Consider the following 24,851-nt stretch of genomic DNA (forward strand, 5'->3'; position numbering starts at 1 on the left):
CCACGACCAAACTATGGCCTCACCCGAACCTGACTCCAGTGAGGTCCGCCAGCCGCGCCGCGTCGCGCGCATAGATCCCGCGCAGGAAGTCCACATCGGCGGGCGTCAGGTCGGAGCCATAGTCCATCTCTCGGCCGACATGGACGTCGCGCGCCTCGGACGCGATCCCCGGACGGAGCCCGAGGAAGGCTCGCACCTGGCCGAGCGTGCGGCCCGGATCGCCGCGCAGGTCGTCGGACCGCAACACCAGCACCTGTTCCCGAGGGAAGAGGCCATAGAGCCTGGCCATCTGCTCGCCATAGAAGCCCCGCTCCACATAGGAGATCTCGCGGCTGAAGCCCCAAGGTTCGACATCGAACAATCTTTGCCGACCCTCACGAACGCACCAGGCGAAGGGCTTCGTCTCGACGCCGCGGGCATATTCCATCTTCCAGTGCGACCAGGCGCGCTCCACCGGATCGCGCAGCATGACGATCAGCCGGACCTTCGGATTGTAGGCGGCGATACGCTCCAGGCTCCCGGGCCAGTAGAGGTAGATCGGTGTCGCCTCGCCGCGCGGACGGCCGTCGAACGGCTCGAAATTGGCGTGGTAGGCGGCGTAGTCGGGCCGCGCCCAATCCTGGCTCTCGTCGTCGAAGAAGTGGACCTCCTTGACGCGCGACAGCGACAGGTCGGGCGCTTCGCCGAGGTAGTCGAAGAGCGCGGTCGTGCCGCCCTTCTGCACGCCGGCGACGATAAAGGCGACACGGTCTTCAGCCATGCCCTCACATCCCCCGCCGGACGCGATGTCGCAAGACCTCGAAGACTGCTTGGCGGTCCATTGGCGCTGCCCGGCGTACGCGATAAGAGGAGCGGCGGTTCGCAGGGGCGCGGCCGGCGAGAGGCTTCGACGCGATGAAGACGGTGATCCTGGCGGGCGGCCTCGGCACGCGCATCTCGGAAGAGAGCCACCTGAAGCCCAAGACGATGATCGAGATCGGCGGCCGACCGATCCTCTGGCACATCATGAAGCTCTATTCGCACTATGGCTTCAACGACTTCATCGTCTGCCTTGGCTACAAGGGCTACGTGATCAAGGAGTACTTCTCGAACTATGTGCTCCACAACGCCGACCTGACCGTCGATCTGGCGAAGGGCGCCATCGAATTCCATCAGACCAACCACGAGCCCTGGCGCGTGACGCTGGTCGACACCGGCGCCGAGACCATGACCGGCGGGCGCCTGAAGCGGGTGGCCAGATACCTCGACCCGAAGGAGCCCTTCTTCCTCACCTACAGCGATGGCGTCGCGGACCTGGACCTGCGCGCGCTGGCCGAGTTCCACCGCAGCCATGGCCGCGATGCGACGGTGACGGCGGTCTCGCCGCCGGGCCGGTTCGGCGCGCTGGAGATCGTCGACGGCCAGGTGGAGCGGTTCATCGAGAAGCCGCCCGGCGACAACGGCCTGATCAACGGCGGCTTCTTCGTCCTTGAGCCCAGCGTGATCGAGCGCATCGCCGGCGACGAAACCATCTGGGAGAACGAGCCGCTCACCGGCCTGGCCCACGACGACCAGCTGATGGCCTTCCGTCATGACGGCTTCTGGGCCCCGATGGACACCCAGCGCGACAAGAACATCCTTGAGGCCATGTGGGCTTCGGGGGAGGCGCCGTGGCGGCGCTAGACCGCGGGTTCTGGCGCGGCAAGCGGGTCCTGCTCACCGGCCACACGGGGTTCAAGGGCTCGTGGACGGCGATCTGGCTGGCCGGGCTCGGGGCCGAGGTGACAGGCCTCGCGCTCGCCCCCGACCAGGATCCCAGCCTCTTCGAGCTCGCCGGCGTCGCGGGTCTTGTGCAGTCGCTGATCGTCGACCTGCGCGACGCCGCGGCGGTCGAGGCCGCGCTGACCGGGCGCGGCTTCGACCTCGTCCTGCACATGGCCGCCCAGCCGATCGTGCGGACGGCGATCGCCGACCCGGTGGCGACCTTCGCGGCCAATGTGATGGGCAGCGTCCACCTGCTGCAGGCCCTGCGGGCGCAGACCTCGCTCAAGGCGGCCCTCACGATCACCTCCGACAAGGTCTACGCCAACGCCGAGACCGGCCGCGCCTTCGCCGAGGGCGACGCGCTCGGCGGCAAGGATCCCTATTCCGCCTCGAAGGCGGCGACCGAGATCGCCGTTCGGAGCTTCGCGCAGAGCTATTTCGAGCCGGCTGGCGTCCCGGTCGCGACGGCGCGCGGCGGCAACGTGATCGGCGGCGGCGACTTCTCCCGCGACCGCATCGTGGCCGACATCGTGCGCGCCGCGCGGGGCCAGGAACCGGTCGTGCTGCGCCATCCCGAGGCGACCCGGCCCTGGCAGCACGTGCTGGACTGCGTGGCGGGCTACCTTGTCTATCTCCAGGCGCTGGCGACCGACCCGGCCACGCCGCGGGCGATGAACTTCGGCCCCCGGCCAGGCGACGCGGCTGTGACGGTGGGCGAGCTCGCGACCCTGGGCGTCGAGGCGTTGGGCGCGAAGCCCTGGCGTCATGAGCCGGATCCGGCGTCGCTCGAGGCCAGGTCGCTGGCCATCGACGCCGGTCTCGCGAAACGCGCCCTGGGCTTCGAAAGCCACTTAGCGGCAGGCGAGGCCGTGGCGCTGACGATGGACTGGTACCGCCGCCAGGCGAACGGCGAGGACGCGCTCAGCTTGTGCCGGGACGAGATCGCGGCCTACGAAGGCGGCGCATGACCCCGCCTCTCTGCCGCTTCTGCCGGACGCCGCTCGTCCACACCTTCCTGGACCTCGGTCGTCAGCCCTTGGCCAACAGCTATCTCACCGCCGAACAGCTCGCCGCGGGGGGCGAGCCGACCTATCCGCTGCACGTGCGAGTCTGCCACAACTGTTTCCTGGTGCAGGCCGATGACGCCGTGCCGGCCGACGCCATTTTCGACGACGCCTACGCCTATTTTTCCTCCTATTCGACGAGTTGGGTGGAGCACGCGCGGCGCTACGCTGTGGCCATGGCTGAGCGGTTCGAGCTCGGTCCGGAGTCGCTGGTGGTCGAAGTGGCGAGCAATGACGGCTATCTGCTGCAGCACTTCGTCGAAATGGACATTCCGGTGCTGGGCGTGGAGCCTACGGCCAACACGGCGAAGGCCGCGATCGCCCGCGGCGTGCCGACCGAGGTGATGTTCTTCGGCGAGCGGACCGGCCAGCTGCTGGCTGCGCAGGGCTACAACGCCGATCTGATGGCGGCCAACAATGTGCTGGCCCATGTGCCGGACATCGCCGACTTCGTCTCCGGCTTCCGCGAGATGCTCAAGGACGAGGGCGCTCTGACCTTCGAGTTTCCGCACCTACTGAACCTGATCGAGAAGGTGCAGTTCGACACCATCTACCACGAGCACTTCTCCTATCTGTCGCTGCTGGCGGTGGAGCAGGTCCTGCGGGCCAATGGCCTTAGGCCGTTCGATGTCGAACGACTGCCCACGCACGGCGGCTCGTTGCGGCTGTTCTGCTGCCACATGGGCTCGGGCCACGAGGAGACCGATGCGCTCGTGGCGCTACGGGACGACGAGCACGCCGCGGGCTTCGACCGGATCGAGACCTACGCCGGCTTCGCGCCCCGTGTGGAGGCGGTGCGCGAGAGCTTCCGCGCCTTCCTGGCGACCGAAAAGGCCGCCGGGCGACGTGTCGCGGCCTATGGCGCGGCGGCCAAGGGCAACACCTTCCTCAACTATTGTGGGACGACCACGGACGATATCGTCGCGGTGTTCGACGCGAGCCCGGCCAAACAGGGCCGTTTCCTGCCCGGCAGCCACCTGCCGATCCTCAGCCCCGCCGCCGTGCGGGAGGTAAGGCCCGACGATCTCCTGATCCTACCCTGGAACCTGAAGGTCGAGATCATGGGCCAGATGGCCTTCATTGCCGACTGGGGCGGCCGTTTCGTCACGGCATCGCCGGAGACCAAGGTCCTTTCCTGATGCGGTTCGCGGAAACCGCCATCGTCGGTGTCGTGACGGTCGATATCGAGCCCCACGAGGATGAGCGCGGCGCGTTTGCGCGCCTGCATTGCCCGGAGGCGTTCGCCGCCGCCGGACATCCCTTCGTCCCGGTCCAGACCAGCCTCTCGCGCAATCCCCACTCAGGCACGCTCCGGGGCATGCACTACCAGCCCGCGCCCCATGGCGAGGCGAAGCTGGTGCGCGCCGTCCGTGGGCGGATGTTCGACGTCGCGCTCGACCTGCGCCCGGGCAGCCCGACCTACCGGCGCTGGACCTCGGCGGAGCTGTCGGCGGACAGCGGCCGCGCGCTGCTGATCCCGGAAGGCGTCGCCCACGGCTTCCTGACCCTGGAGCCGGACACCGACGTGCTCTACCAGATCACCCCGGCCTTCCAGCCGGGCCACGAGGCCGGCGTCCGCTGGGACGATCCGGCCTTCGCCATCGCCTGGCCGGCCGCGCCGCGGATCATCTCCGGTCGCGACGCCGGCTATCCCGATCACCAAGGCTGAGAACGCGCGTACGATCTGCTAGATGTGCCGCGCTTTCCAAAGGAACAGGTTCGCTTAGATGGCTCACGACAAGGCGCTAGAAGCTCTGGCGCGCATCGCGCAGGACGAGGCCTGGCGCGCCGCCTTCATCCGCCAGATGATCGCCTTCGAAGGCGCGATCGAGGCGCCGGGTGTCGACGTGCGCGAGGAGATCACCGGCCCTCTCGTCGACGCCCTGTTCGACGACGACCAGGTGATCCGCAAGACGCTCTCCAGCGGGGTGACCTTCGAATTCCTCTACCGCTCGAAGATCGCGCGGGACTTCGTGATGTCGACGCCCGAGGCGCCCGACCACGCCTGGGAGCCGCAGACCAGCCGCATCCTGGTGAACCTCGCCAAGCGCGCCAAGCAGGTGGTGATCGGCGGGGCCTATTTCGGCGACCACGCCGTGCTGATCGCCCGCGAGATCGCCTCGCGCGGCGGCGTGGTGCACGCCTTCGAGCCCAACAACGAGCAGCGGGCGATGCTGACGCGCAACGCCGAACTCAACGGCCTCACCAACATCCGCCCGCGGCCCGAGGGCCTGTGGTCGGATTCGAGCACCAATCTCAAGCTCGTCGGCTACGACAGCTTCGCCAGCGCCGAGGTGGCCGAGGCCGGCGCCGCCGACGGCTTCAAGACCGTGACCATCGCCGACTATCTGAAGGCCGCCGGCGTCGACCAGCTCGACCTGATCGTGATCGATATCGAAGGCGCCGAACTGGGCGCGCTGAAGGGCGCGGAGCCCTTCCTGGCCGCGCCCGCCGGCCAGGCGCCGGACATCCTCTTCGAGGTGCACCGGCATTATGTGGATTGGTCGAACGGGCTGGAGGCGACCGAGATCGCCCGCCTGCTCACCGGCCACGGCTACCACCTGTTCGCGCTGCGCGATTTCAACTCGAACTACGATCTGGCCGGCCGCCCCATCGAGCTGATCCCGGCCGACGCCATTCACCTGGAAGGCCCGCCGCACGGCTTCAACATGGTGGCGGTGAAGGACCCGAAGGTGTTCGAGACCGACGCCTACCGCATCGTCCGCGACGTCTCGCCGAAGCTGCTGCGCCACAAGGATCCCAAGCTGCATCACCCGGTGGGAGGCCTCTGACGAGGTGACGGGCCTCGCTACCATCATCGGCGCCACGGGCTTCGTCGGCCGACGGCTGCTGGCGCGCCTGGGCGCGGCGGGCTGGGACACCTATGCCCCGGCCAAGGGCGACAAGAGCCTGTTCGGCCGCGACATGGGGGTGGTCTTCTACTGCGCGGGCCTGACCGCCGACTACGACCGCCGTCCCTTCGACACGGTGGACGCCCACGCGAGCCTGGTCAGCGAACTGGTCCGGGCCGGGCGGTTCGAGCAACTGATCTACCTCTCTTCCACGCGGCTCTACGACGGCCAGGCGGCGCCGATGGTCGACGAGACCACGCCTCTGGTGTTCGACCCGGCCGATCCGCGGCGGACCTACGACCTCTCCAAGGCGCTGGGCGAGAACATCACGCTCACCCGGGCAGAGGGCCGGGGCGCCGTGGCCCGGCTCGCCAATGTGTTCGACTGGGCGCTGGAATCGCCGGGCTTCCTCTCCCAGTGGCTGATCGAGGCGGCGCGGACCCGCGACCTGCATCTGGACTCCACGCCGCATGTGGTCCGCGACTACATCCGCCTCGATGACGTGGTCTCCGCGCTGATCGCCATGGCCGAACGGTCTGCGCGAGGGGTCGTCAACGTCGCCTCGGGCGAACTCACCGGCAATGGCGAGATCGCCAACCTCTTCCTCAAGGCCGGTTGGCGGGTGACCTTCAGCGGCGACGCCTCGCCGCCCGTGCCGCCACGGGTTGACGTCGCCCGGCTGCGGGCGCTTGGCGTCGCGCCCACGCCGGTCAAGGATGTCGTGCGCGGCTATCTGGAGGGGCTGACAGCGTGAAGCTCAGGGACCACACCCGCGAGAGTCTCCTGGCCTATACCGTCGCCCAGTGCGCCGCGGTGGTCCCGGACGGGCGCGAGGCGGCCTTCCGCTCGGCGGTCGACGCGCACCTCGACGAGACGCTCGAGCGGCTGCATCGCTGCATCAACGCCTGCGCCCCCTGGCGGCCGGACGAATTCAATGTCCTGCAGTCGTCGCAGCACACCATCTATCTGTATTTCCTGGGCAATACGATCTGGAAACGATCCGGCGACACCGAGGCGCCGACCCGCCTCTTCCTGATGAACAAGGCCTTCAACGGTATCGACCTGTTCTATGAGATCGCCATGCCGGAGGTGTTCTACATCGGCCATAGCGTCGGCATCGTGCTAGCCAAGGCGATTTACGGAAACTATCTGGTGCTCTACCAGAACTCGACCGTCGGGCGGCACAAGGACCAGATCCCGGTGCTGGGCGACCGGGTGGTGCTCTATCCAAACACCGCCGTGATCGGGCGCTCCATCCTCGAGGATGACGCCGTGGTGAGCCAGGGCGTCAGCGTCGTGAACAAGCGCGTGCCGAAGGGCTCGATCGCCTTTGCCGGCGGGCCCGGCGAGCTCGCCTTCCGGCCGCGGCCCGACGACCTTATGAGCGAGTACTTCCGGCTGTAGCCTTTGCGGGCGCTTCGGCGACCGCGCGGGCGATCATCTCGTAGAAGTCGCGGGCGAACTCGTCCGTGCGGCCGAGCGGGCTGTTGCGAATCCGGTCGCGGAGCGTCAGGCGCAGGTCGCGCCGCCGCTCGCGGTCGCTGGCCAGCTTCAGTGCGATCGCCTGGTATTCGTCGAGATTGCCGCCCACCAGGTCGCCCAGGCCGGCGTTCGACAGGATCGACCAGCTCAGCCGTTCGAAGAAGGCCTCGCCGCGCAGGCTGACCACCGGCACGCCCATCCATAGCGCCTCGGTCGTGGTGGTCCCGCCGGTCAGGGGGAAGGGGTCGAGCGTGATGTCGATCTCATTGTAGAACGGCATGTGCTTGCCGCGCACCGCGTGGAAGATGATCCGGTCCTCGGCCACGCCGTGCGAGGCGAACTCGGCCAGCACGTTGCGGCGGAAGGTCGGCGTCGCGCCTTCCGGCCGCACGAAGGCGAATTTCGAGCCCGGAACGGCGGCCAGCACGCGGGCCCAGGCGGCTAGCACCTGCCGGCTGTATTTGTGCGGATTGTTGGCTGTCCCGAAGGTGAGGAAGCCGTTGCGCTCCTCGGGCAGGCCCTCGGCGATCGGCTGGTTGTCGGCGAACACCGCGCGGCCGAGCGCCAGCCAGGTGTGGGGCATCATCAGCGGCTTTTCGATCATCAGCGCCGGGTCGGTGGGCGCCGAATAGGGGTCGCAGATGAAGTAGTCGATCGTGGAGAGCCCGCCTGAGTGCGGGTAGCCCAGCCAGCTCGCCTGCCGCGGCGCCGGGCGATAGGCCAGCACGTCCAGACGGTTCATGTGGGTGGTGCCGCCGAGCTCGATCAGCATGTCCAGCTGGTCGTCGGCGATGGTCTGGGCGATTTCGCGCGAGGCGCTCTCCGGCATCCAGCGGAACGCGGTCACCTGCCTGGCGATATAGGCCTGCAGCGGGTCCTCTTCGCCCTGGTAGAAGGAGTAGCAATAGACGTCGAAACGCTCGCGATCGATGTGGTCGAACAGCGGCTGGGCGAAGTAGGCGACCGGGTGGCGGCGCAGGTCCGACGACATGAAGCCCAGGCGGATGCGTCCGTCGGCGGGCCGCGGCGGCGGCCGGGTGATCGGCGATGCGGCCACGGCGGCTTCCACGAGCCGACCCCAGATCCGGTGCTGTTCCAGTAGCTCGAGCCGGTCCTCCGGACCGCGGACGAAGGCGAACTGTTTCAGGAGCGCGGTGTGCCGCCCGGAATTGGCCCAGCCGCGGCCGAGCGTCTTGAAGTCGCCGAGCGAGTCGAGCGCGTCGAAGGCGCAGACCCGGATCAGCAGCTCGTTGAGGATCTTCAGGTGGCCGGGGTCCTTCGACTTCAGCGCCAGCGCCTGCCCGGCGAGCTGATAGGCCTCCTCGATATTGGCCCCCTCGTCACCCTTGCGCAGGCGCTCCAGGCTTTCGATGAGGGCCATCAGGCGATCGATATTGTCGGGCTCCAGCGCCACGGCCTTGCGCAGATGCACCGCGGCGCGTTCCTGGTCGTAGTCGGTGATCAGGGCCCCGAGCTGGGCGTGCAGCCAGGCGGCGTTCTCGAAGCGCGGCAGGAGGTCCATCAGATAGGCCTCGCCGCGCCGCCGCTGCCCAGATCGGCGGATCACCGTGGCCCGGGCGTCGTGCAGCCGCGGGTGGTCCGGATTGGCGGCCAGCGCCTTGTCGACGAGGGCCTCGGCCGCCTCGACATGGTTCAGGTCGTTCTCGTAGCCGATCAGGTCGAGCCAGGCCTCGATGTGATCCTTCTTGAGCGCGACGGCCTGGCGGAGCCGCATCATGGCGGCGGCGGTCTTGCCCTGCCTGAGCAGCGATCGCCCCAGCTGGCGCTGGAAGTCGCTGTTGCGCGGCTCAGCGCGGAGCAGCTTGGCGAACACCGCCTCGGCGCGCGCGTCCTCCCCCAGGTCCTGCAGGACGTTGCCCCGGTTCGACTGCACGGCGATGTTGTTGGGGTTGAGCTTCGCTGCCCGATCGAGGGTCGCGAGCGCCTCGGGGTAGCGCGACAGGCGCCGGTAGACCACGCCCAGCAGGTTGAGGATCTCAAGGTCACGGGGATGCCGGGCGGCGGCGGCTTCGCCCCACCGCGCGGCCGCGTCCAGACGTCCGGCCTTGTAGAGCTGCAGGAGGAGGGCGCGATAGACGCCGGCTGTCTGAGCCGGGTCGGCCTCCAGAAGCTCGGTCAAACGCTGGATGGCCTCGTCGCTGCGTCCCGCCTTCAGCGCCGCATCCGCCGCGGCCAAACGCTCATCCATGCTTCCACTCGAGGCCTTGCGCCCCTTCGGGGCGAACGGCGAGCAGCCTTAAGGCCGCCCGTTCCATGTGGCTAGAGCACGCCGCGCGGGGCGATGGTCAAGCGCCCCGGCTGAACCGCCACTTCAGCGCCAGCACGGTGGCCGACATCAGCAGGCAGATGGTGTTGGAGGCGGTCACCGGCCAGCTCGCGATCAGCACGCCGTAGCCGATCCAAAGGCAAAAGCCGGCGACGGTGACCAGGTACATGGTGAGCGAAACCTCGGAGGCGTCGCGATCGCGCCAGATCTTGACGATCTGCGGGGCGAAGCTGGTCATCGAGCAGAGCGCCGCGACGGTCCCCACGCTGTTGGCGACGAGGTTCGACAACCGCTAGCCCACGCCGGCGAGGTCGTCGCCCCAGAGCTCTTGGAACCGAGGCGAGAGGGCCAGGCCCTGCGGCGGCGGACCGGGCGCGCGATGCTCGCGGAGGCAGGCGTCCAGATAGGTCAGGGCCGAGCGCACCGTGTGCTCCGAATAGGGTTTGCCGATCACCCCGCAGGCCCCGGCGTAGTCGTCGGGCAGCCGCTTCACATTGGCGGTCATGAACAGGACCACGGCGCCGCAGTCCTCGACGATCAGGCGGGCGGTCTCCACTCCGGTCGGGCCGTCCTTCAAATGGACATCGACGAGCGCCAGGTCGGGGGTCAGGGCGCCGGCCAGCGCGATGGCCTCGGTCGAACTCATGGCGCGGCCGACCTCGCGCAGCCCCACTTCATGCACCAGGAACGCGAGTTCCTCGGCGAGCAGGGCTTCGTCCTCGACAATCAGGACATCGAGCCGCTTGGCGGCGGTCATGGCGTGGGGCCCGGGGTCATCGGGATAGCAACTGTCGTGCGCACGCCTGGTTGCGCGTCGGCGACATCCAATTGCGCATGAAGTTGCTGGCAGAGCAGCTTGATGATGGTCGAGCCGAACCCCGGCGGACGGTCTCCCATGCCCACGCCATCGTCGCTGACGGTGAGCACGCAGGCGCCGCCGCGATGGGCGAGGGAGACGGTGATATGGCCCGCTCGGCCGCCGGGGAAGGCGTGCTTCAGGGCGTTGCTGAGCAGTTCGTTGATCACCAGGGCGAAGGCGGCGGCGGAGGAGGCTGGGATCGCCACCTGGTCGAGGGCCACCGCGATCTCCAGGTCGTCGCGGCCGGCCGCGGCGGCGAGGTCGCCGATCAGGTCGCGTACGAAATCGGCGACGTCGAAGCGCAGGGGATCGCCCTGGAACAGTCGGCGGTGGACGGTGGCGACCGCGGTGACCCGCTCCAGCACCGATCTCAGCGCCTGGCGCGCGGCCTCGTCGGTGGTGCGGCGGCTTTGCAGCAGGATCAGGGAAGCGATCAGCTGCAGGTTATTCTTCACCCGGTGGTCGACTTCGTGCAGCAGGGCGTTCTTTTCGGCTAGGGCGTCCGCCAGAGCGCCAGCGTCGGCCGCTCGGTTCTCCGGGCGTCCGTTTTGAAAATCGTTCATGATGCTACACGGGTCTTCGCCGCCCCGAAGTTGGCCTCCCTGAACGGCCATGCACAAGAATGGGTTCCGTACGCTCTCGATGTGGACCCGCGTCACCGATCTGTCACAGGACTGAGGATGCTAGGGTGTCGCGGAACGGAGATTCGCCACTGTCCCTGCTCGATCCCATCGCATCGTCCACGCCGGCTTCGCAGCTCTATGCGGCGCTGGTCGACGCCCTGCCGGACCCGATTCTGGTGGTGACGGGGTCGAAGCGCGACGACCTGACCGGGCGGCGTTTCGTGCTGGCGAACGCCGCGGCGCGCGAACTGCTGCGGCTCACGTCGGACGAAGGCATGCTGCTGTCGGCGGTTCGCGATCCCGAAGTCCTGGGGGCCGTCGACAAGGCGCTGTTCGACGCCGCCGACGCCGATGGCGTGTACGAAACCACCGGCGCCCAGTCGCGCAGCCTGCGGGTGCGGGCCCGTCCGCTCGGGTTCGGCGCCGACGGCGCGCGCCTGGCCCTGCTCACCTTCCACGACGAGACCGAGGTCCGTCGGGTGGAGCGCACCCGGGTCGATTTCCTGGCCAACGCCAGTCACGAGCTGCGCACGCCGCTGGCCTCGCTCTCCGGCTTCATCGAGACCCTGCGCGGCCACGCCCGCGACGACCCGGCCGCGCGCGACAAGTTCCTCGGCATCATGCAGGCCCAGGCCGACCGCATGGCGCGGTTGATCGCCGACCTGACCTCGCTCAGCCGGATCGAGCTTGACGAGCACATCCCACCGCGCGGCGTCGTCGACCTCGTGTTGCTGGTCGGCGAGGTGGTCGAGGCCGCGGGCCCGCTGGGCGCGCAACGCGGCGTCAAGCTCGACTGGCGCCCCTGCGCCGCCTGCCAGGTGATGGTTCGGGGCGAGCGCGACCAGATCGTCCAGGTCGTCCAGAACCTGCTCGACAACGCCATCAAATATTCCCCCGACGGCGCGGCGGTGCGCATCCAGATGCAGAGCGGCCTGAGCGAATTCGCCGCGGCCGCCAGCCACGACGGCGTGCCGCGCCTGTCGCTGGTCGCGCCCGATCCTTCGCCGGAGAGCTATGCGGCCCTGCGGTTCACCGACCTCGGTCCCGGCATCGCGCGCCAGAACCTGCCGCGGCTCTCCGAGCGCTTCTACCGCGTGGATGGCCAGAAGAGCGGCGCGCGCTCGGGCACCGGCCTGGGCCTGGCGATCGTGAAGCACATCATGAACCGCCACCGGGGCGGCCTGGTGGTCGCCAGCGCCGAGGGCGAGGGCTCGACCTTCACGGCCTATTTTCCGATGGCCGGCGACCCGGAGGGCGTCGTCAAAGCGTCATGAGACTGTAGCATAGGGGCCTGGGGCCGGCGTCCCCTTGGGCAAGGCGTATGAACGAGCACATTGTCAAATCCTACGAAGAGGAATTGAACGGCCTGGCGGCTGAGTGCGTGCGCATGGGCGGCCTGACCGAAGCCCAGGTGGCCGACGCCGTCAGCGCCGTGGTCAAGCGCAACCAGGACCTGGCCGCCATCGTGGTCGGCCGCGACGACAAGCTGGACGAGGCCGAGCGCGACATCGAACGCAAGACCATCCGCCTGATCGCCCTTCGCCAGCCGGTGGCCGACGACCTGCGCCGCGCCGTGGCGGCGATGAAGGTCGCCAACAATCTCGAACGCTGCGGCGACCTCGCCAAGAACATCGCCAAGCGCACCCTGGTGATCGTCGAGTCCGATCCTCTGACGCCGCTCACCCGCTCCATCGAGCGGATGGGCAAGCTGGTGCTGGGCCGGCTCTCCAGCGTCCTCGACGCCTACAGCCGCTCCGACCTCGAGCGCGCGCTCGCCGTCTGGAGCCAGGACGACGAGGTCGACGAGCACTATAATTCCCTGTTCCGCGAACTGCTGACCTACATGATGGGCGATCCGCGCACGATCACCGCCTGCGCCCACATGCTGTTCGTCGCCAAGAACCTGGAGCGGATCGGCGACCACGCCACCAACATCGCCGAGATCATCCACTATCAGATCACCGGGGCCGAGATGATCGGCGGCCGGCCGAAAACCGACGAGTTGGCTTGAGACCCACATGCAGATGACGCCCCACATCCTGGTCGTCGAGGACGAGGATTCGCTGGCGACCCTCCTGCAGTACAACCTGCAGAAGGAAGGCTACGACGTCGGCCTCGCCGGCGACGGCGAGGAAGCCCTGCTGCTGGTCGACGAGCGGCTGCCCGACCTCATCGTGCTCGACTGGATGCTGCCGAAGATCTCCGGCATCGAGGTCTGCCGCAGGCTGCGCCAGCGCAACGAGACCCGCAACGTGCCGATCATCATGTTGACGGCGCGCGGCGAGGAGACCGACCGGGTCCGTGGCCTCGACACCGGCGCCGACGACTATGTGGTCAAACCGTTCTCGATGACCGAGCTGACGGCCCGCATCCGCGCGGTGCTGCGCCGGCTGCGGCCGGGCCTGGCGGAAGACCGTGTGCGGCGCGGCGACATCCTGATCGACCGGGTGGCCCACCGCGTGAAGCGTTCCGGCCTGGAGATCCATCTGGGTCCGACGGAGTTCCGCCTGCTCGACTACCTGATGCAGCATCCCGGCCGGGTGTTCTCCCGCGAGCAGTTGCTGGACGCCGTCTGGGGCTCGGATGTCTATGTGGAGGCCCGCACCGTGGACGTCCACATCGGGCGGCTGCGCAAGGCGCTGGGCGTCTCGGAAACCGACGACCCGATCCGCACCGTGCGCTCAGCAGGCTATTCCCTGGACCTCGAAGGCTGACCCCGGCTTGACCGCGGGCGCCGCCCGCGCGAAAGCGCAGCCCATGAACATCCTCCTGGTCGGCTCCGGCGGGCGCGAGCACGCGCTGGCGTGGAAGATCAAGCAGTCGCCCCTGCTGACGCGGCTCGTCTGCGCGCCGGGCAACCCGGGCATGGCGCAGATTTCGGAGGTGCGGGAGATCAAGGCCATTGAGGTCGCGCGCCTGGTCCAACTGGCCCAGGAGATCGCCGCCGACCTGGTGGTGATCGGCCCGGAGGTGGCCATCGAGGCGGGCCTCGCCGACGCCCTGGAAGCCGCGCAGATCCCCTGTTTCGGCCCGACGGCGGCCGCCGGGCGGCTGGAGTCCTCCAAGGCCTTCGCCAAGGCCTTCTGCGACCGCCACCACCTGCCCACCAGCGGCTATCGGATCTGCGACGACGCCGCGGCCGCCAAGGCGGCTCTGGCGCACTTCCAGCCGCCCTATGTGGTCAAGGCCGACGGCCTGGCGGCCGGCAAGGGGGTGGTGATCGCTCCCGACCGCGCGGGCGCGGAGGCGGCGATCGACGACGCCTTCGGCGGCGGCTTCGGCGCGGCCGGCGCGCGGGTGGTGATCGAGGAATATCTGGAGGGCGAGATCGGCTCGCTGTTCGCGCTCTGCGACGGCAGGACTTCGATGCTGTTCGGCTGGGCCCAGGACCACAAGCGCGCCTTCGACGGCGACGAGGGCCCCAACACCGGCGGCATGGGGACCTATTCGCCGGCCCCGGTCTTCACCTACGACCTGGTCGAGCAGACCCGCACGCGGCTGGTCGAGCCGGCGTTCAAGGGCATCGCCGCCGACGGCGCGCCCTATCGCGGGGTGCTGTTCGTCGAGCTGATGTCCACGCGCCACGGGCCGAAGCTGATCGAGTTCAACGCCCGTTTCGGCGACCCGGAGTGCCAGGTGCTGATGCTGCGCCTGGAGAGCGACCTCGTGCCCTATTTGATGGCCTGCGCCACCGGCCGGCTGCACGAGATGCCGCAACCGAAATGGCGCGACGACGACGCGGTCTGCGTGGTGCTGGCGACCGAGGGCTATCCCGGTCCCGCCAAGGCCGGCAGCGCGATCGGCGGCCTCGACCGGGACTTCGGCGAGGGCGTGGTGGTCTTCCAGGCCGGGACCTCAGCGGGTCCGGGCGGCGCGGTCCTGGCCGGCGCCGGGCGGGCGTTGAACGTCTGTGCGACCGGCGAGGATCTCAGCGAAGCGCGCGAGCGGGCCTATGGCGCCGTCGCCCTGATCGACTGGCCGGAAGGCTTCCACCGCACCGACATCGGCTGGCGCGCGCTCGGTCGCTGAGCGCCTTGCTCCCGGCGCGTGAGCCCCGGTAAAGTGGGTTCAAACAACTGTACGAGGGAACGCCATGGTCGACGCCGCCGAGCAGGAGCGCGAGCAGCTCAACACCGGCACCAAGGCCGTCGCGGACTCCCACAAGTTCGACGAGGCGTCGCTCGACCGGTGGATGCAGGCCAATGTGGCGGGCTACGCAGGCCCCCTTGAGGTGCGCCAGTTCAAAGGCGGCCAGTCGAACCCGACCTACCAGCTGATCACGCCCGGCAAGAAATACGTCCTGCGCCGCAAACCGCCCGGCAAGCTCCTGCCATCGGCCCACGCCGTCGACCGCGAGTACAAGGTGATCACGGCGATGGGCACGACCGGCTTTCCGGTGGCCAAGACCTATGGGCTCTGCGTCGACGACGAGGTCATCGGCACCTGGTTTTACATCATGGACATGGTCGAGGGCCGGATCCTCTGGGACCAGACCCTGCCGCAGTATGAGCCGGCCGAGCGGCACGCGATCTTCATGGACAAGATCAAGGTCCTCGCCGACCTCCACAACACCGACTACGAGGCCATCGGCCTTGGCGACTTCGGCCGGCCAGGCAACTACATGGGCCGCCAGGTCGAGCGCTGGACCAAGCAGTACAAGGCCTCCGAGACGCAGCTGATCCCTGAAATGGAGCGGCTGATCGAATGGCTGCCCGCGACCCTGCCGGCCCAGGAGCGGACCTCGGTCGTGCACGGCGACTACCGGCTCGACAACATGATCTTCCACCCGACCGAGCCCCGGGTGATCGCGGTCCTCGACTGGGAGCTCTCGACGCTCGGCGAGCCGCTGGCCGACTTCACCTATTTGCTGATGAACTGGGTCAATGGCTCGATCTCGACGATCGCCGACCCCAAGGCCCACGGCGTGCCCACGATCGAGGAGACGGTCGACTACTATTGCAGCCTCACCGGCCGCGCTGGCCTGCACGATCTCGACTGGTTCTTCAGCTACAACGCCTTCCGGCTGGCGGGCATCCTCCAAGGCATCGTCGGCCGGGTGCGTGACGGCACGGCGAACAGCCCGCATGCCGCTCAGCAGGCGGACCGCGTCGTCTCGCTCGCCCAGGCCAGCTGGCACTTCGCCCAAAAAGCCGGCGCGACCGCCTAGAGCCCGACGGCGGCCAACAGGGCGTCGAGCGCGGCGGGGTCGGCGAACGTCGCCTTGACCGGCCAGGCGGTCACGCGCGCGCGCCATTCCAGCGGCAGGCGCACCCAGTCCTTCTCGGTGGTCACCAGGCCGGCGCCGAACTGGGCGGCGCGGTCGGCCAGCCGCTTCAGCGTGGCCTCGTCATAGGCCCGGTGGTCAGGGAAGGGCGCGAAGTCGGCTAGCTCACAGCCGGCGGCCTGCAGGGCGCGCTCCACCTTCCAGGGCTTGCCGACCCCGGCGAAACCCACCTGCGGGCCCTTGGGCGGGGCCGCGGCGGCCGTCAGATGGGCGACCAGCGGCGGCGGGCCTTTCAGCGCCGCGACCAACTCCGGGTCGGCGCCCGGCAGGTCGGCCGGCAGCAGGATCAGCGTCGCCTGGGCTCGGGCCAGGCCCGTGGCCAGCGGTTCGCGCATCGGCCCGGCGGGGAACACCCGCCCGTCGCCGAACGGCCATTCCTCGTTCCGCGTCTCGCCGTCGACGACGACGATGGAGAGAGCCTTCTGCACCGAGGGATTCTGGTGGCCGTCGTCCATCACGATGACCTCCGCGCCCGCCGCGGCCGCGGCCCTGGCGCCCGCCGCGCGGTCGCGGGCCACCCAGACCGGGAAGTCGCGGGCCAGCATCAGCGGCTCGTCGCCGACGTCGGCGCTGGAGTGCCGCGCCGTATCGACCTGGACCGGGCCTTCCAGACGCCCGCCATAGCCTCGCGAGAGAAGGTGTACGGCCAGCCCCCGCGCCTTCAGCCGCTCGGCCAGGGCGCGCACAACCGGCGTCTTGCCCGCGCCGCCCACGGTGACATTGCCCACGCAGATCACCGGAACGCCCGGATCGAAGGGCTGGGCGCGGGCGATCCGCCGCGCGGTGACGGCGGCCCAGATCCAGGACACCGGCGTCAGCAGGGCCCGCGTCAGGCCGATGCTGCTGCCGCGCGTCGGGGCATGGCGGACGTACCACCAGCGGGGCGTCGAAAGCTTCATGCGGGCAGCAGGGGCTCGATGAGCGCCAGGGCAGTCTCCAGCGCCGCGCCCTGGCGCCCCGCGTAGGCGGCGGCCGCTTCGCCAATGCGCCGGGCAATCACCGGGTTCGCCAGCAGGCCGCGGAGGTGGCGGGCGAGCGCTTCGCCGTCGGCGGCCTCGATGGCGGCGACCTCGGCGAACATCTCGGCGTAGATCTCGCGGGCGTTGAAGGCGTGCGGGCCGGTGACGATGGCCGCCTCCAGCCGCGCGGCGTCCAGCGGGTTGTGGCCGCCGATCCCGGCCATGAAGCTGCCGGCCATCACGACGGCGTCGGCGGTGACGTAGAAGGCCCCCAACTCGCCCAGGGTGTCGGCGACATAGGCGGTGGTTGTCGGGCCAAGCGCCTCGCCGGCGGCGCGCCGGGCGACGATGAAGCCCAGCGCTGCGAGCGCGTCAGCGATCTCAGGGCCCCGGTCTGGATGCCGCGGGGCGACCACCAGGACGGCGGGCGGTCCATCGTCCGTGGCGGTGCGGAAGGCCTGGGCGATAAGCGCCTCCTCGCCGGGATGGGTGCTGGCGGCCAGGACGGCTTTGCGCTCGCCCAGCCCGACCCTCAGGGCCGCGACGGTCGCCTCATCCACCGGGGGCGCGGCGCCGACCAGCTTGAGGTTCAGATACGGTCCGACCTGGGCTCCGAGCCGGGTCAGGCGGGCCGCTGTCGCGGCGTCTTGCGGCAAGACCAGGTCGAAAGCCCGCAGCAAGGCCCGCGCGGTGGGCGGCGCACGGCCCCAGCCCTTGGCCGCCGCGTCGGTCATGCGCGCCGAAATCAGCGCCAGCCTTACGTTCCGCTTGGCGGCGGCAAGGATGAGGTTGGGCCAAAGCTCGCTCTCGACCAGCAGCGCCGCGCCGGGGCGCCAATGATCGAGGAACCGGGCGGCGGCGCCCGGCGCATCCACCGGCGCGAACTGGTGGATCACGCCGGCCGGGAGGCGCTGGGCCAGCACCTGGGCCGACGTGACCGTGCCCGAGGTGATCAGGATGTTCAGCTCGGGCCGCCGCGTTCGCAACGCCGCGATCAGCGGCAGCAGGGACAGGCTCTCGCCGACGCTCACCCCATGCAGCCAGACCAGCGGGCCGTCCGGCCTCGGCAGAGTGGGGCGCGCCAAGCGTTCGTTCAGCCGCGCGGCGTCCTCTTTGCCCGCCCGCGCGCGTCGGCGGAGCAGGGTCGGCGCCAGCGGCTCGAGCAGGCCGGTCGCCGCGGCGTAGAGCGCCAGCGGCAGGGTTCGTGGCGCTCGGCTCACACCACCCCGGCCGGCGCGAGCCGGCAGGCGTTCTCGCTGTCGGTCTCCACCTGCAGGGTGGCGTGGCCGATGTTGAACCTGTGCGCCAGCTCCTCGCAGGCCTGGTGCAGGAAATGGTCGGCGTCGTCGCCCTCTGGTCGATTGGCGGCCGGGCGGATGACGTGGGCGGTCAGCGCCGTCTCTGTCGTGCTCATCGCCCAGATGTGCAGGTCGTGGATCTCCTCGACGCCGGGCAGGGCCGCGAGCCAGGCCCGCACTTCCGCCACGTCGATCTCGCGCGGCGCGCCGTCGAGGGCGAGGTTCACCGAGTCGCGCAGCAAGCCCCAGGTGCCGACCACGATCACCGCGGCGATGGCGAGGCTGAGCGCTGGGTCGATCCACTCCAGGCCGGTGAGCGCGATGACGCCAGCACCGATCACCACGGCGACCGAGATCACCGCGTCGCTGGCCATGTGCATGAAGGCGCCGCGGACGTTGAGGTCTTCCTTGCTGCCGCGCATGAAGAGCAGCGCGGTGACGGTGTTGATCACGACGCCGATCGCCGCGGTGATCATCACGGTCTTGGTGGCGATCACGCTGGGGTGGCTGAGCCGCTGCGCCGACTCCGAGACGATCGCCCCGATCGCCAGCAGCAGGAACACCGCGTTGGCCAGCGAGGCCAGGATGGTGCCCTTGCGCAGGCCATAGGTCCGGCGGCTGGTCGGCGCGCGCTTGGCGAGCACCGTCGCGCCCCAAGCCATCAGCAGGGCCAGGACGTCGGAGAGGTTGTGGCCGGCGTCGGCCAGCAGCGCCATGGAGCCCGCCCAGAACCCGGCGGCCACCTCGACGGCGACGAAGAGCGTGTTCAGCCCCACGCCGATCGCGAAGATGCGGCCCATGTCCGCGGGCGCGTGGTGATGGTGGTGGCCGTGGCTGTGCGAATGGCCGTGATCATGCGCGCCGGCCTTGCGACCGTGGTCATGGTCGTGGTGGTCATGATCGTCGTGATGCGAATGCGCCATGCTGAGCCTATGTCTCACCGCGCGCGGGCGGGATCAATGTCGCTTAGACCGCGGCGTGCGGCCCACCAGGCCTTCCGCGCGGCGGGTGACGGCCGACAGGCGGGCGGACCAGTCGGCGATCAGGGCCGCGATCGCGGCTTCGTCGGCGGCGGGCGGCACATGGAGCGGGCCCTCCCAGACCACCGCGCCGCGGCCGAAGGGCAGGGCGAACATCATCCGGTCCCAGCCGCCGAGCTGCAGCGCCGGATTGGCCGCGATCCCCATCAGGAACACCGGCTGCTTCGAGCGCCGGGCGATCTGCAGCGAGCCCGCGGCGATGACCTCGTTGGGCCCGCGGGGGCCATCGGGCGTCACGACCAGCGCCCCGCCTTCGGCCACATGGTTGATCGCCTCGCGGAAGGCGGCCACCGCCTGGCGGGCCTTGGCGGCGTCGCCGGGCTTGGCGGTGGAGATGCGGATGCCGGGAAAGCCGGCCATCTCCAGGGCGGTGGCGATGAATTGCCCGTCGGAGGAGGGGGAGATCAGCGCCTTGGTGTTCTTGCGCCACCACTGCGGCGCGGTCGCCAGGCACAGCGGGATGCGGCCGTGCCAGAAGAGCGCCACGGCCCCGGCCTCGCCGGCCAGCACCGGCTCGACGCATTCCAGGTTTTCGTGGGTCCAGCGGACGGTCGCCAGGATCAGGCGGATATAGCCGCCCAGGAGCCAACCCAGCAGCGCCTGGACCGCGTCGCTCCGCAGCAGCTTCTTCAAGCCGCGGTCTCCGTGTCGAAGTCCTGGTTCTTGGCGAGCCGGGCGTAGAGGCCGCCTCGCTTGCCCATCAGGTTGGCGTGGTTCCCGGTCTCGACGATCCGGCCCTTGTCGATGACATAGATGCGGTCGGCGCCGCGCACGGTGGAGAGCCGGTGGGCGATCAGGATGGTGGCGCGGCCGGCCATCAGCCGCTTCAGCGCCGCCTGCACCTGGGCCTCGCTCTCGGTGTCGAGGGCGCTGGTGGCCTCGTCGAGCAGCAGGATCGGGGCGTCCTTCAGGAACGCGCGCGCGATGGCGATCCGCTGGCGTTGTCCGCCCGACAGCCGCGCGCCGGCCTCGCCGACCGAGGTGTCGTAGCCCTGCGGCAGGGTCAGGATGAAATCGTGGGCGGCGGCTTCCTTGGCCGCCTGCTCGATCTCGCCTTCAGAGGCCTTGGGCCGCGCATAGGCGATGTTGGCGCGGATGGTGTCGTCGAACAGGAAGGGCTCCTGGGTCACCAGGGCGATCTGGTCGCGCAGGGAGGGGAGCGTCACCTCGCGCAGGTCGTGGCTGTCGATCAGCACCCGGCCCGACGTCGGGTCGTAGAACCGCGGGATCAGGTTGAGGATCGTCGACTTGCCGCCGCCGGAGGGCCCGACCAGCGCCACGGTCTCCCCGCGATGCACCTCGAAGGAGACGTCGCTGAGGGTCGGGGAGCCCTCAGGCCCGTAGGCGAAGCCCACATGCTCGAAACGGATCGTCGCCTGGCCTTTGGGCAGGGGATGGGCGCCGGCCCGCTCGCGAATCTCCGGCTCGACATCGAGCGCGCTGAACAGCCGCCGGGCCGCCGACATGCCCTCGGCGAACACCGTTTGCAGGTTGGCGAGCTGGCGCAGCGACTGGGACGCCATGCCGAGCGCGCCCATGAAGGCCACGAAGGCGCCGACCGTCATGTGGCCGTGCTCCGATCGCCAGCCGGCGTAGGCGATCACCGCGGCGGTGATCAGAGTCATCAGGAGCTCGGTGGCGGGCGCGGCGTAGGCCCGCGCGTTGGCGCCCTTGGTCAGGTGCGTCTGACGCCGGCGCACCACCTCGTCGACGCGCGCCTCCTCGTAAGCCTCACGGTTCTCGATCTTGACCACCCGGACGCCGTCGAGGCTCTCCATGATCGCGCTGGAAAGCGCCGAGGTTTCGGCCATGGCGCCGCGGGCCGCCTTGCTGGTGCGCTTGGAGAACCGCCGCATGATCCAGCTGGCGGGCGGCGCGGCCACCACCACGGCCAGCGACAGCACCAGGTCATTGGAGACCATGATGGTGATCGCCCCGATCACCGTCAGCAGGTGCTGGGTGTAGTTGATCACGCCGGCGGTCGCCGCCTCGCGGATCAGGCCAGCGTCATAGAGCACCGAGGAGACGTAGGACCCGGAGTGCTGGCTGCGCAGCCGGGCGAGGTCGGCGCGGACCAGCTTGCCGAACAGCTGCACCTGGACGTCGCCGACAACGGCGTTGCCGATCCGGTTGACCAGCGAAGCCTGGATCACCTGGCTGAGCGTCCGCCCGATCGCGTAGGCCGCGATGATCAGCGGCAGTTTGAGCAACGCGCCCGGCTTGTGGTTGACCATCAGGTCGTTGGTCGCGGGCTCCAGGATCTGGATCAGCTTGGAGGAGAAGAAGGCCACCAGGACTGCGGCGAAGAGGGCGGTCGACCAGCCCTTCCAACGCGGCGCCATGTAGACGCTCGCCACCCGGCCGACCAGGGCGCGGGCGGAAAGCTCAGGCGGGGCGCGCTCGCTCATAAGGCCTGGGGTCGTCCGATGCGGGGTTGAAGTCAAGACGGCGGCCGGCGGCGGCGCCGTGGCCCGCCGGCTTCCGTCGAAGCGGCGGACGCCTTACGTAGGGCGTGATGACCGCCACGCCAACCGCGCCTGGATTCGACCTCGCCACCCCGATTGGCCGGTTCAAGACCTATGCCGACTACCTGTGGAACGACCACGCCTATCTGCGGCTGGGGTTCCAGAACGCCCACTGGATCTCCGACGAGCTGGTGCGCACCAACCAGCCCTGGCCGCACCAGCTGGCCGCCTGGAAGGACCGAGGCATCAAGACGGTGGTTAACCTCAGGGGCGGGTTCGACGCCAGTTTCCATGCCCTGGAGAAGGACGCCTGCCGCCGGCTTGGCCTGGAGATGGTCGACTTCACCATCACCTCGCGCGAGGTCCCGAGCCGCGAGCGGGTGCTGGGCGCCAAGCGGCTCTACGAGACCATCGCCTATCCGGCGTTGATCCACTGCAAGTCCGGCGCGGACCGGGCGGGGATCATGAGCGTGCTCTACATGCACTTCCGGCAGGGCCGGACGATCCGCGAGGCGATGGACCAGCTCCATCTCCGCTACCTGCATGTGAAGCAGGGGAAGACCGGGGTCCTGGACTATGTCTTCGAGCGCTATCTCGCCGAGGGCGAGCCGGCCGGCATGTCGTTCCTGGAGTGGGTCGAAAGCCCGATGTATGACCCGGCCGGCATGAAGGCCGATTTCCGCGCCGGCATGCTGGGTTCGGTACTGACCGAGAAGCTGCTGCGCCGGGAATAGCGCCTAGTGCTCGTGCGGGTGGTCGCTCTCCGGGTCGAGCAGCTTGTGGGCGTGGATGATGAAATAGCGCATCAGGGCGTTGTCCACCGTCGACTGCGACTTGCCCCGCCAGGCGGCCAACGCCGCGCGATAGTTCGGATAGGCGCCGACCATGTCGACCTTGGAGGGGTCGCGGAACTCGGCGGGCCCTTCGAGCGACTTCAACTCGCCGCCGATCACCAGGTGAAGGAGCTGTTTTTCGGCCATCATAGGTCTCGTAACGCGTGAAACGATCTGTCGCCGCAGCCGATAGTCCGCCGAGGCTTAAGGATCAATGGCCGGCTAGAGCCCGGCGATCGCCAGCGCGTCGATCAGGATCGACGGCGCGTTGGTCGAGCCGCGGATCTCCAGGTCGGATCCCGGGACCAGCCGCGCGTAGATGTCGATCAGATTGCCGGCCACGGTGATCTCGTTCACCGGGTAGGCGACGGCGCCGTCCTCGAACCAGAAGCCTGAGCAGCCGACCGACCAGTCGCCGGTGTTGCCGTTGAGCGACGGCCCGAACATCGAGGTGACCAGGAGACCCGCGCCGGCGTCCTTCATCAGCTCGGCCTGGCTGCGCGTCCCGGGCTGTAGGGTCAGGTTCGAGGTCGAGACCCCCGGCGGGCCGGCGAGGCCGCGTGAGGCGTGGCCGGTGGTGGCCAAGCCGAGCTGGCGGGCCGAGGAGGTGTTGAGGAGCCAGGTGGTCAGCACGCCGTCGTCGATCAGGCTCAGGGCCTCGTTGGCCACGCCCTCGTCGTCGAACGGCGAGGAGCCCAGGCCTCGCAGGCGGTGCGGGTCGTCGGTGACGGATATCCGCTTGGCGAACACCGGTTGGCCCAGCTTGTCCTTCAGGAACGAGGTGCCGCGGGCGATCGAGGGGCCGGAGATCGCGCCGATCAGCGGGCCGAGCAGCGAGGCGGCCAGCCGGTTCTCGAAGATCACCGGGGCGGTGGTCGAGGCGATCTTGCGCGCGCCCAGCCGGCCCGCGGCGCGGCGGCCGGCTTCGGCGCCGATCGCGCCGGGCTCGGGCAGGTCGCCCTGCCAGCGGACCGATCGGCCCTCGTAACCGGTCTCCATGCCGCCTTCGTCGCCGGCGATGGCCGAGGCGCCGAGCGAGAAGGCCGAGGCGCGGTGCAGGCCGGAGAACCCCGCGCTGGTCACCATCCGCCACTGGCCGGTCGACCAGGAGGCCGAGGCGCCGTCGGAGTTGGTGACCTTCGGGACGGCGCGGGCCGCGTCCTCGGCGATGCGGGCCTTGGCTTCCAGGGCTTCCGGGTCCGGCTCGGCCGGGTCGTAAAGATCGAGATCGCGCAGAGGCCCGCGCGCCAGGCGGTCGGGGTCGGCGAGGCCCGCATAGGGGTCCTCCGGCGCGAGCCTGGCCATGGCGACGCAACGCTCCACCAGCTTGGCGCGGGCCTGTGCGCTGACGTCGGAGCCGGAAACGCTGGCCTGGCGGCGGCCGACGAAGACCCGCAGGCCGAGGTCGCGGGATTCCTCGCGCTCGACCTCTTCCAGTTCGCCCAGGCGCACGGTGATTGAAAGGGCGCGGCGCTCGGCGCCCACGGCTTCAGCGGTGTCGGCTCCGGCGGCCAGGGCTGCGGCCACCACCTCGTTCAGCAGGGTTTCGTCCATGGGGGGCATATGGCCGAGCCGGCCGCCCCCTTCAAGCCAAGTATGGGGGGCAGGCTCAAGGGATGGCGTAGAAGATCAGCGCCACGCCGCCCAGGATGTAGGCGAGCCAGGTCAGGATCACCCCGGCCGAGCGCAGGATCGACGCGCCGCCGCTACGCGACAGGCCGACCGCGTGGCTGACCCGGCCGGCCAGCAGCAGGAGCCCGCTCAGATGCACGACCATCGGCGGCGCGCCGACCATCGCCAGGACCGCGATGGCGACGAGGCCGGCCGGCACATATTCCGTGGCGTTGCCGAAGGCCCGGACCGCCTGCACGAGCTTGGGAATGTCGGCGTCGCCCAGGACCACCCCATGGAGGCGGCGCTGCCGCACGACCATGAGCGACAGCACCAGCAGCAGGATCAGATGCAGGCCGACCCAGAGCGCGGCCGCGTGAGCCGATGCGGTTGCATCCATGGCGTTTTCCCCGTGAGCGCGCGCAGTTGGTCGCGCTTCGCGGCTTCCCGC

General features: G+C 69.6%; 26 protein-coding genes. 13 read left to right on the forward strand and 13 right to left on the reverse strand.

Translation table 11 applies throughout. The features are described 5' to 3' along the window. Positions 1-19: 19 nt before the first annotated feature. Positions 20-760, reverse strand: a complete 741-nt coding sequence (locus tag ACESMY_RS06920; protein WP_372783584.1) for a sulfotransferase domain-containing protein — start codon at positions 758-760, stop codon at positions 20-22. Positions 761-894: 134 nt separating this feature from the next. Here ACESMY_RS06920 and rfbF point away from each other — a divergent pair, with 134 nt between their 5' ends. Genes rfbF through ACESMY_RS06955 form a run of 7 tightly spaced genes read left to right on the forward strand, consistent with a single transcriptional unit; the run spans position 895 to position 7,063 of the window. Further along, positions 895-1,662, forward strand: a complete 768-nt coding sequence (gene rfbF / locus ACESMY_RS06925; RefSeq protein ID WP_372783586.1) for a glucose-1-phosphate cytidylyltransferase — start codon at positions 895-897, stop codon at positions 1,660-1,662. Beyond that, positions 1,650-2,711: a CDP-glucose 4,6-dehydratase gene (gene rfbG, locus ACESMY_RS06930; RefSeq protein WP_372783588.1), complete on the forward strand. Its 1,062-nt coding sequence runs from the start codon at positions 1,650-1,652 to the stop codon at positions 2,709-2,711. The genes rfbF and rfbG overlap by 13 nt, the downstream gene beginning before the upstream one ends. Continuing rightward, positions 2,708-3,946 (forward strand): methyltransferase domain-containing protein, encoded by a 1,239-nt coding sequence (locus ACESMY_RS06935; protein ID WP_372783590.1) that lies wholly within the window; start codon positions 2,708-2,710, stop codon positions 3,944-3,946. The genes rfbG and ACESMY_RS06935 overlap by 4 nt, the downstream gene beginning before the upstream one ends. After that, the gene (locus tag ACESMY_RS06940) at positions 3,946-4,476 is read left to right on the forward strand and encodes a dTDP-4-dehydrorhamnose 3,5-epimerase family protein (protein WP_372783592.1); all 531 of its coding nucleotides are present in this window, start codon (positions 3,946-3,948) and stop codon (positions 4,474-4,476) included. The genes ACESMY_RS06935 and ACESMY_RS06940 overlap by 1 nt, the downstream gene beginning before the upstream one ends. Positions 4,477-4,534: 58 nt before the next feature. Continuing rightward, positions 4,535-5,599: an FkbM family methyltransferase gene (locus tag ACESMY_RS06945; RefSeq protein ID WP_372783594.1), complete on the forward strand. Its 1,065-nt coding sequence runs from the start codon at positions 4,535-4,537 to the stop codon at positions 5,597-5,599. Positions 5,600-5,603: 4 nt separating this feature from the next. Beyond that, complete coding sequence (locus ACESMY_RS06950; protein ID WP_372783596.1) at positions 5,604-6,413, forward strand: NAD-dependent epimerase/dehydratase family protein; 810 nt, start codon at positions 5,604-5,606, stop codon at positions 6,411-6,413. Then, complete coding sequence (locus ACESMY_RS06955) at positions 6,410-7,063, forward strand: hypothetical protein (protein ID WP_372783598.1); 654 nt, start codon at positions 6,410-6,412, stop codon at positions 7,061-7,063. Before ACESMY_RS06950 ends, ACESMY_RS06955 begins: the two co-directional genes overlap by 4 nt. Here ACESMY_RS06955 and ACESMY_RS06960 read toward each other — a convergent pair. The 4 genes from ACESMY_RS06960 to ACESMY_RS06975 all read right to left on the reverse strand — a co-directional run bounded on the left by ACESMY_RS06960 (position 7,038) and on the right by ACESMY_RS06975 (position 10,850). Further along, positions 7,038-9,350 carry a tetratricopeptide repeat protein gene (locus ACESMY_RS06960; protein ID WP_372783600.1) on the reverse strand — a complete coding sequence of 771 codons (2,313 nt, stop codon included), beginning with the start codon at positions 9,348-9,350 and terminating at the stop codon, positions 7,038-7,040. The two genes, ACESMY_RS06955 and ACESMY_RS06960, sit on opposite strands and share 26 nt — an antisense overlap. Positions 9,351-9,447: 97 nt before the next feature. Then, positions 9,448-9,717, reverse strand: coding sequence for a SemiSWEET family sugar transporter (locus ACESMY_RS06965; RefSeq protein WP_372783602.1), 270 nt, complete (start codon positions 9,715-9,717; stop codon positions 9,448-9,450). A gap of 3 nt (positions 9,718-9,720) precedes the next feature. After that, entirely contained in the window at positions 9,721-10,185 is a 465-nt protein-coding gene (locus ACESMY_RS06970; RefSeq protein ID WP_372783604.1) for a response regulator, read from the reverse strand. Further along, on the reverse strand, positions 10,182-10,850 hold the full coding sequence (locus tag ACESMY_RS06975; RefSeq protein WP_372783606.1) for a sensor histidine kinase: 669 nt from the start codon (positions 10,848-10,850) through the stop codon (positions 10,182-10,184). Before ACESMY_RS06975 ends, ACESMY_RS06970 begins: the two co-directional genes overlap by 4 nt. A gap of 125 nt (positions 10,851-10,975) precedes the next feature. Between ACESMY_RS06975 and ACESMY_RS06980 the strand changes: the two genes are divergently transcribed. The 5 genes from ACESMY_RS06980 to ACESMY_RS07000 all read left to right on the forward strand — a co-directional run bounded on the left by ACESMY_RS06980 (position 10,976) and on the right by ACESMY_RS07000 (position 16,077). Beyond that, a complete protein-coding gene (locus ACESMY_RS06980; protein WP_372783608.1) occupies positions 10,976-12,184 on the forward strand; it encodes an ATP-binding protein in 1,209 nt (402 codons plus the stop codon). A 47-nt stretch (positions 12,185-12,231) separates the two neighbouring features. Beyond that, entirely contained in the window at positions 12,232-12,921 is a 690-nt protein-coding gene (gene phoU, locus ACESMY_RS06985) for a phosphate signaling complex protein PhoU (RefSeq protein WP_372783610.1), read from the forward strand. 13 nt (positions 12,922-12,934) lie between these two features. Beyond that, positions 12,935-13,624 carry a phosphate regulon transcriptional regulator PhoB gene (gene phoB / locus ACESMY_RS06990; RefSeq protein ID WP_372784049.1) on the forward strand — a complete coding sequence of 230 codons (690 nt, stop codon included), beginning with the start codon at positions 12,935-12,937 and terminating at the stop codon, positions 13,622-13,624. 43 nt (positions 13,625-13,667) lie between these two features. Continuing rightward, a complete protein-coding gene (purD, locus tag ACESMY_RS06995; RefSeq protein WP_372783612.1) occupies positions 13,668-14,939 on the forward strand; it encodes a phosphoribosylamine--glycine ligase in 1,272 nt (423 codons plus the stop codon). A gap of 64 nt (positions 14,940-15,003) precedes the next feature. Further along, positions 15,004-16,077, forward strand: a complete 1,074-nt coding sequence (locus tag ACESMY_RS07000; protein ID WP_372783614.1) for a phosphotransferase family protein — start codon at positions 15,004-15,006, stop codon at positions 16,075-16,077. Here the strand turns inward: ACESMY_RS07000 and lpxK are convergent. The 5 genes from lpxK to ACESMY_RS07025 are packed head-to-tail and all read right to left on the reverse strand — an operon-like array spanning position 16,074 to position 21,899. After that, positions 16,074-17,093, reverse strand: coding sequence for a tetraacyldisaccharide 4'-kinase (gene lpxK, locus ACESMY_RS07005; protein ID WP_372783616.1), 1,020 nt, complete (start codon positions 17,091-17,093; stop codon positions 16,074-16,076). The genes ACESMY_RS07000 and lpxK overlap by 4 nt on opposite strands. Then, positions 17,090-18,373, reverse strand: a complete 1,284-nt coding sequence (locus ACESMY_RS07010; RefSeq protein WP_372783618.1) for a 3-deoxy-D-manno-octulosonic acid transferase — start codon at positions 18,371-18,373, stop codon at positions 17,090-17,092. Before ACESMY_RS07010 ends, lpxK begins: the two co-directional genes overlap by 4 nt. Then, positions 18,370-19,374 (reverse strand): cation diffusion facilitator family transporter, encoded by a 1,005-nt coding sequence (locus ACESMY_RS07015; RefSeq protein ID WP_372783619.1) that lies wholly within the window; start codon positions 19,372-19,374, stop codon positions 18,370-18,372. The genes ACESMY_RS07010 and ACESMY_RS07015 overlap by 4 nt, the downstream gene beginning before the upstream one ends. A 33-nt stretch (positions 19,375-19,407) precedes the next feature. Further along, entirely contained in the window at positions 19,408-20,124 is a 717-nt protein-coding gene (locus tag ACESMY_RS07020) for a lysophospholipid acyltransferase family protein (RefSeq protein ID WP_372783621.1), read from the reverse strand. After that, a complete protein-coding gene (locus ACESMY_RS07025) occupies positions 20,121-21,899 on the reverse strand; it encodes an ABC transporter ATP-binding protein (RefSeq protein ID WP_372783623.1) in 1,779 nt (592 codons plus the stop codon). Before ACESMY_RS07025 ends, ACESMY_RS07020 begins: the two co-directional genes overlap by 4 nt. A gap of 107 nt (positions 21,900-22,006) precedes the next feature. Between ACESMY_RS07025 and ACESMY_RS07030 the strand changes: the two genes are divergently transcribed. After that, on the forward strand, positions 22,007-22,690 hold the full coding sequence (locus tag ACESMY_RS07030) for a protein tyrosine phosphatase (RefSeq protein ID WP_372783625.1): 684 nt from the start codon (positions 22,007-22,009) through the stop codon (positions 22,688-22,690). A 3-nt stretch (positions 22,691-22,693) separates the two neighbouring features. On the opposite strand, the gene ACESMY_RS07035 is transcribed toward ACESMY_RS07030, so the two are convergent. The 3 genes from ACESMY_RS07035 to ACESMY_RS07045 all read right to left on the reverse strand — a co-directional run bounded on the left by ACESMY_RS07035 (position 22,694) and on the right by ACESMY_RS07045 (position 24,800). Continuing rightward, positions 22,694-22,936: a DUF4170 domain-containing protein gene (locus tag ACESMY_RS07035; RefSeq protein WP_372783627.1), complete on the reverse strand. Its 243-nt coding sequence runs from the start codon at positions 22,934-22,936 to the stop codon at positions 22,694-22,696. Between the two features lie 75 nt (positions 22,937-23,011). Next, positions 23,012-24,343 carry a TldD/PmbA family protein gene (locus tag ACESMY_RS07040; protein WP_372783629.1) on the reverse strand — a complete coding sequence of 444 codons (1,332 nt, stop codon included), beginning with the start codon at positions 24,341-24,343 and terminating at the stop codon, positions 23,012-23,014. Between the two features lie 55 nt (positions 24,344-24,398). Continuing rightward, positions 24,399-24,800 (reverse strand): MAPEG family protein, encoded by a 402-nt coding sequence (locus ACESMY_RS07045; RefSeq protein WP_372783631.1) that lies wholly within the window; start codon positions 24,798-24,800, stop codon positions 24,399-24,401. Positions 24,801-24,851: the final 51 nt, after the last annotated feature.

The organism is Phenylobacterium sp., from assembly GCF_041691455.1.
Taxonomy (GTDB): Bacteria; Pseudomonadota; Alphaproteobacteria; order Caulobacterales; family Caulobacteraceae; genus Phenylobacterium.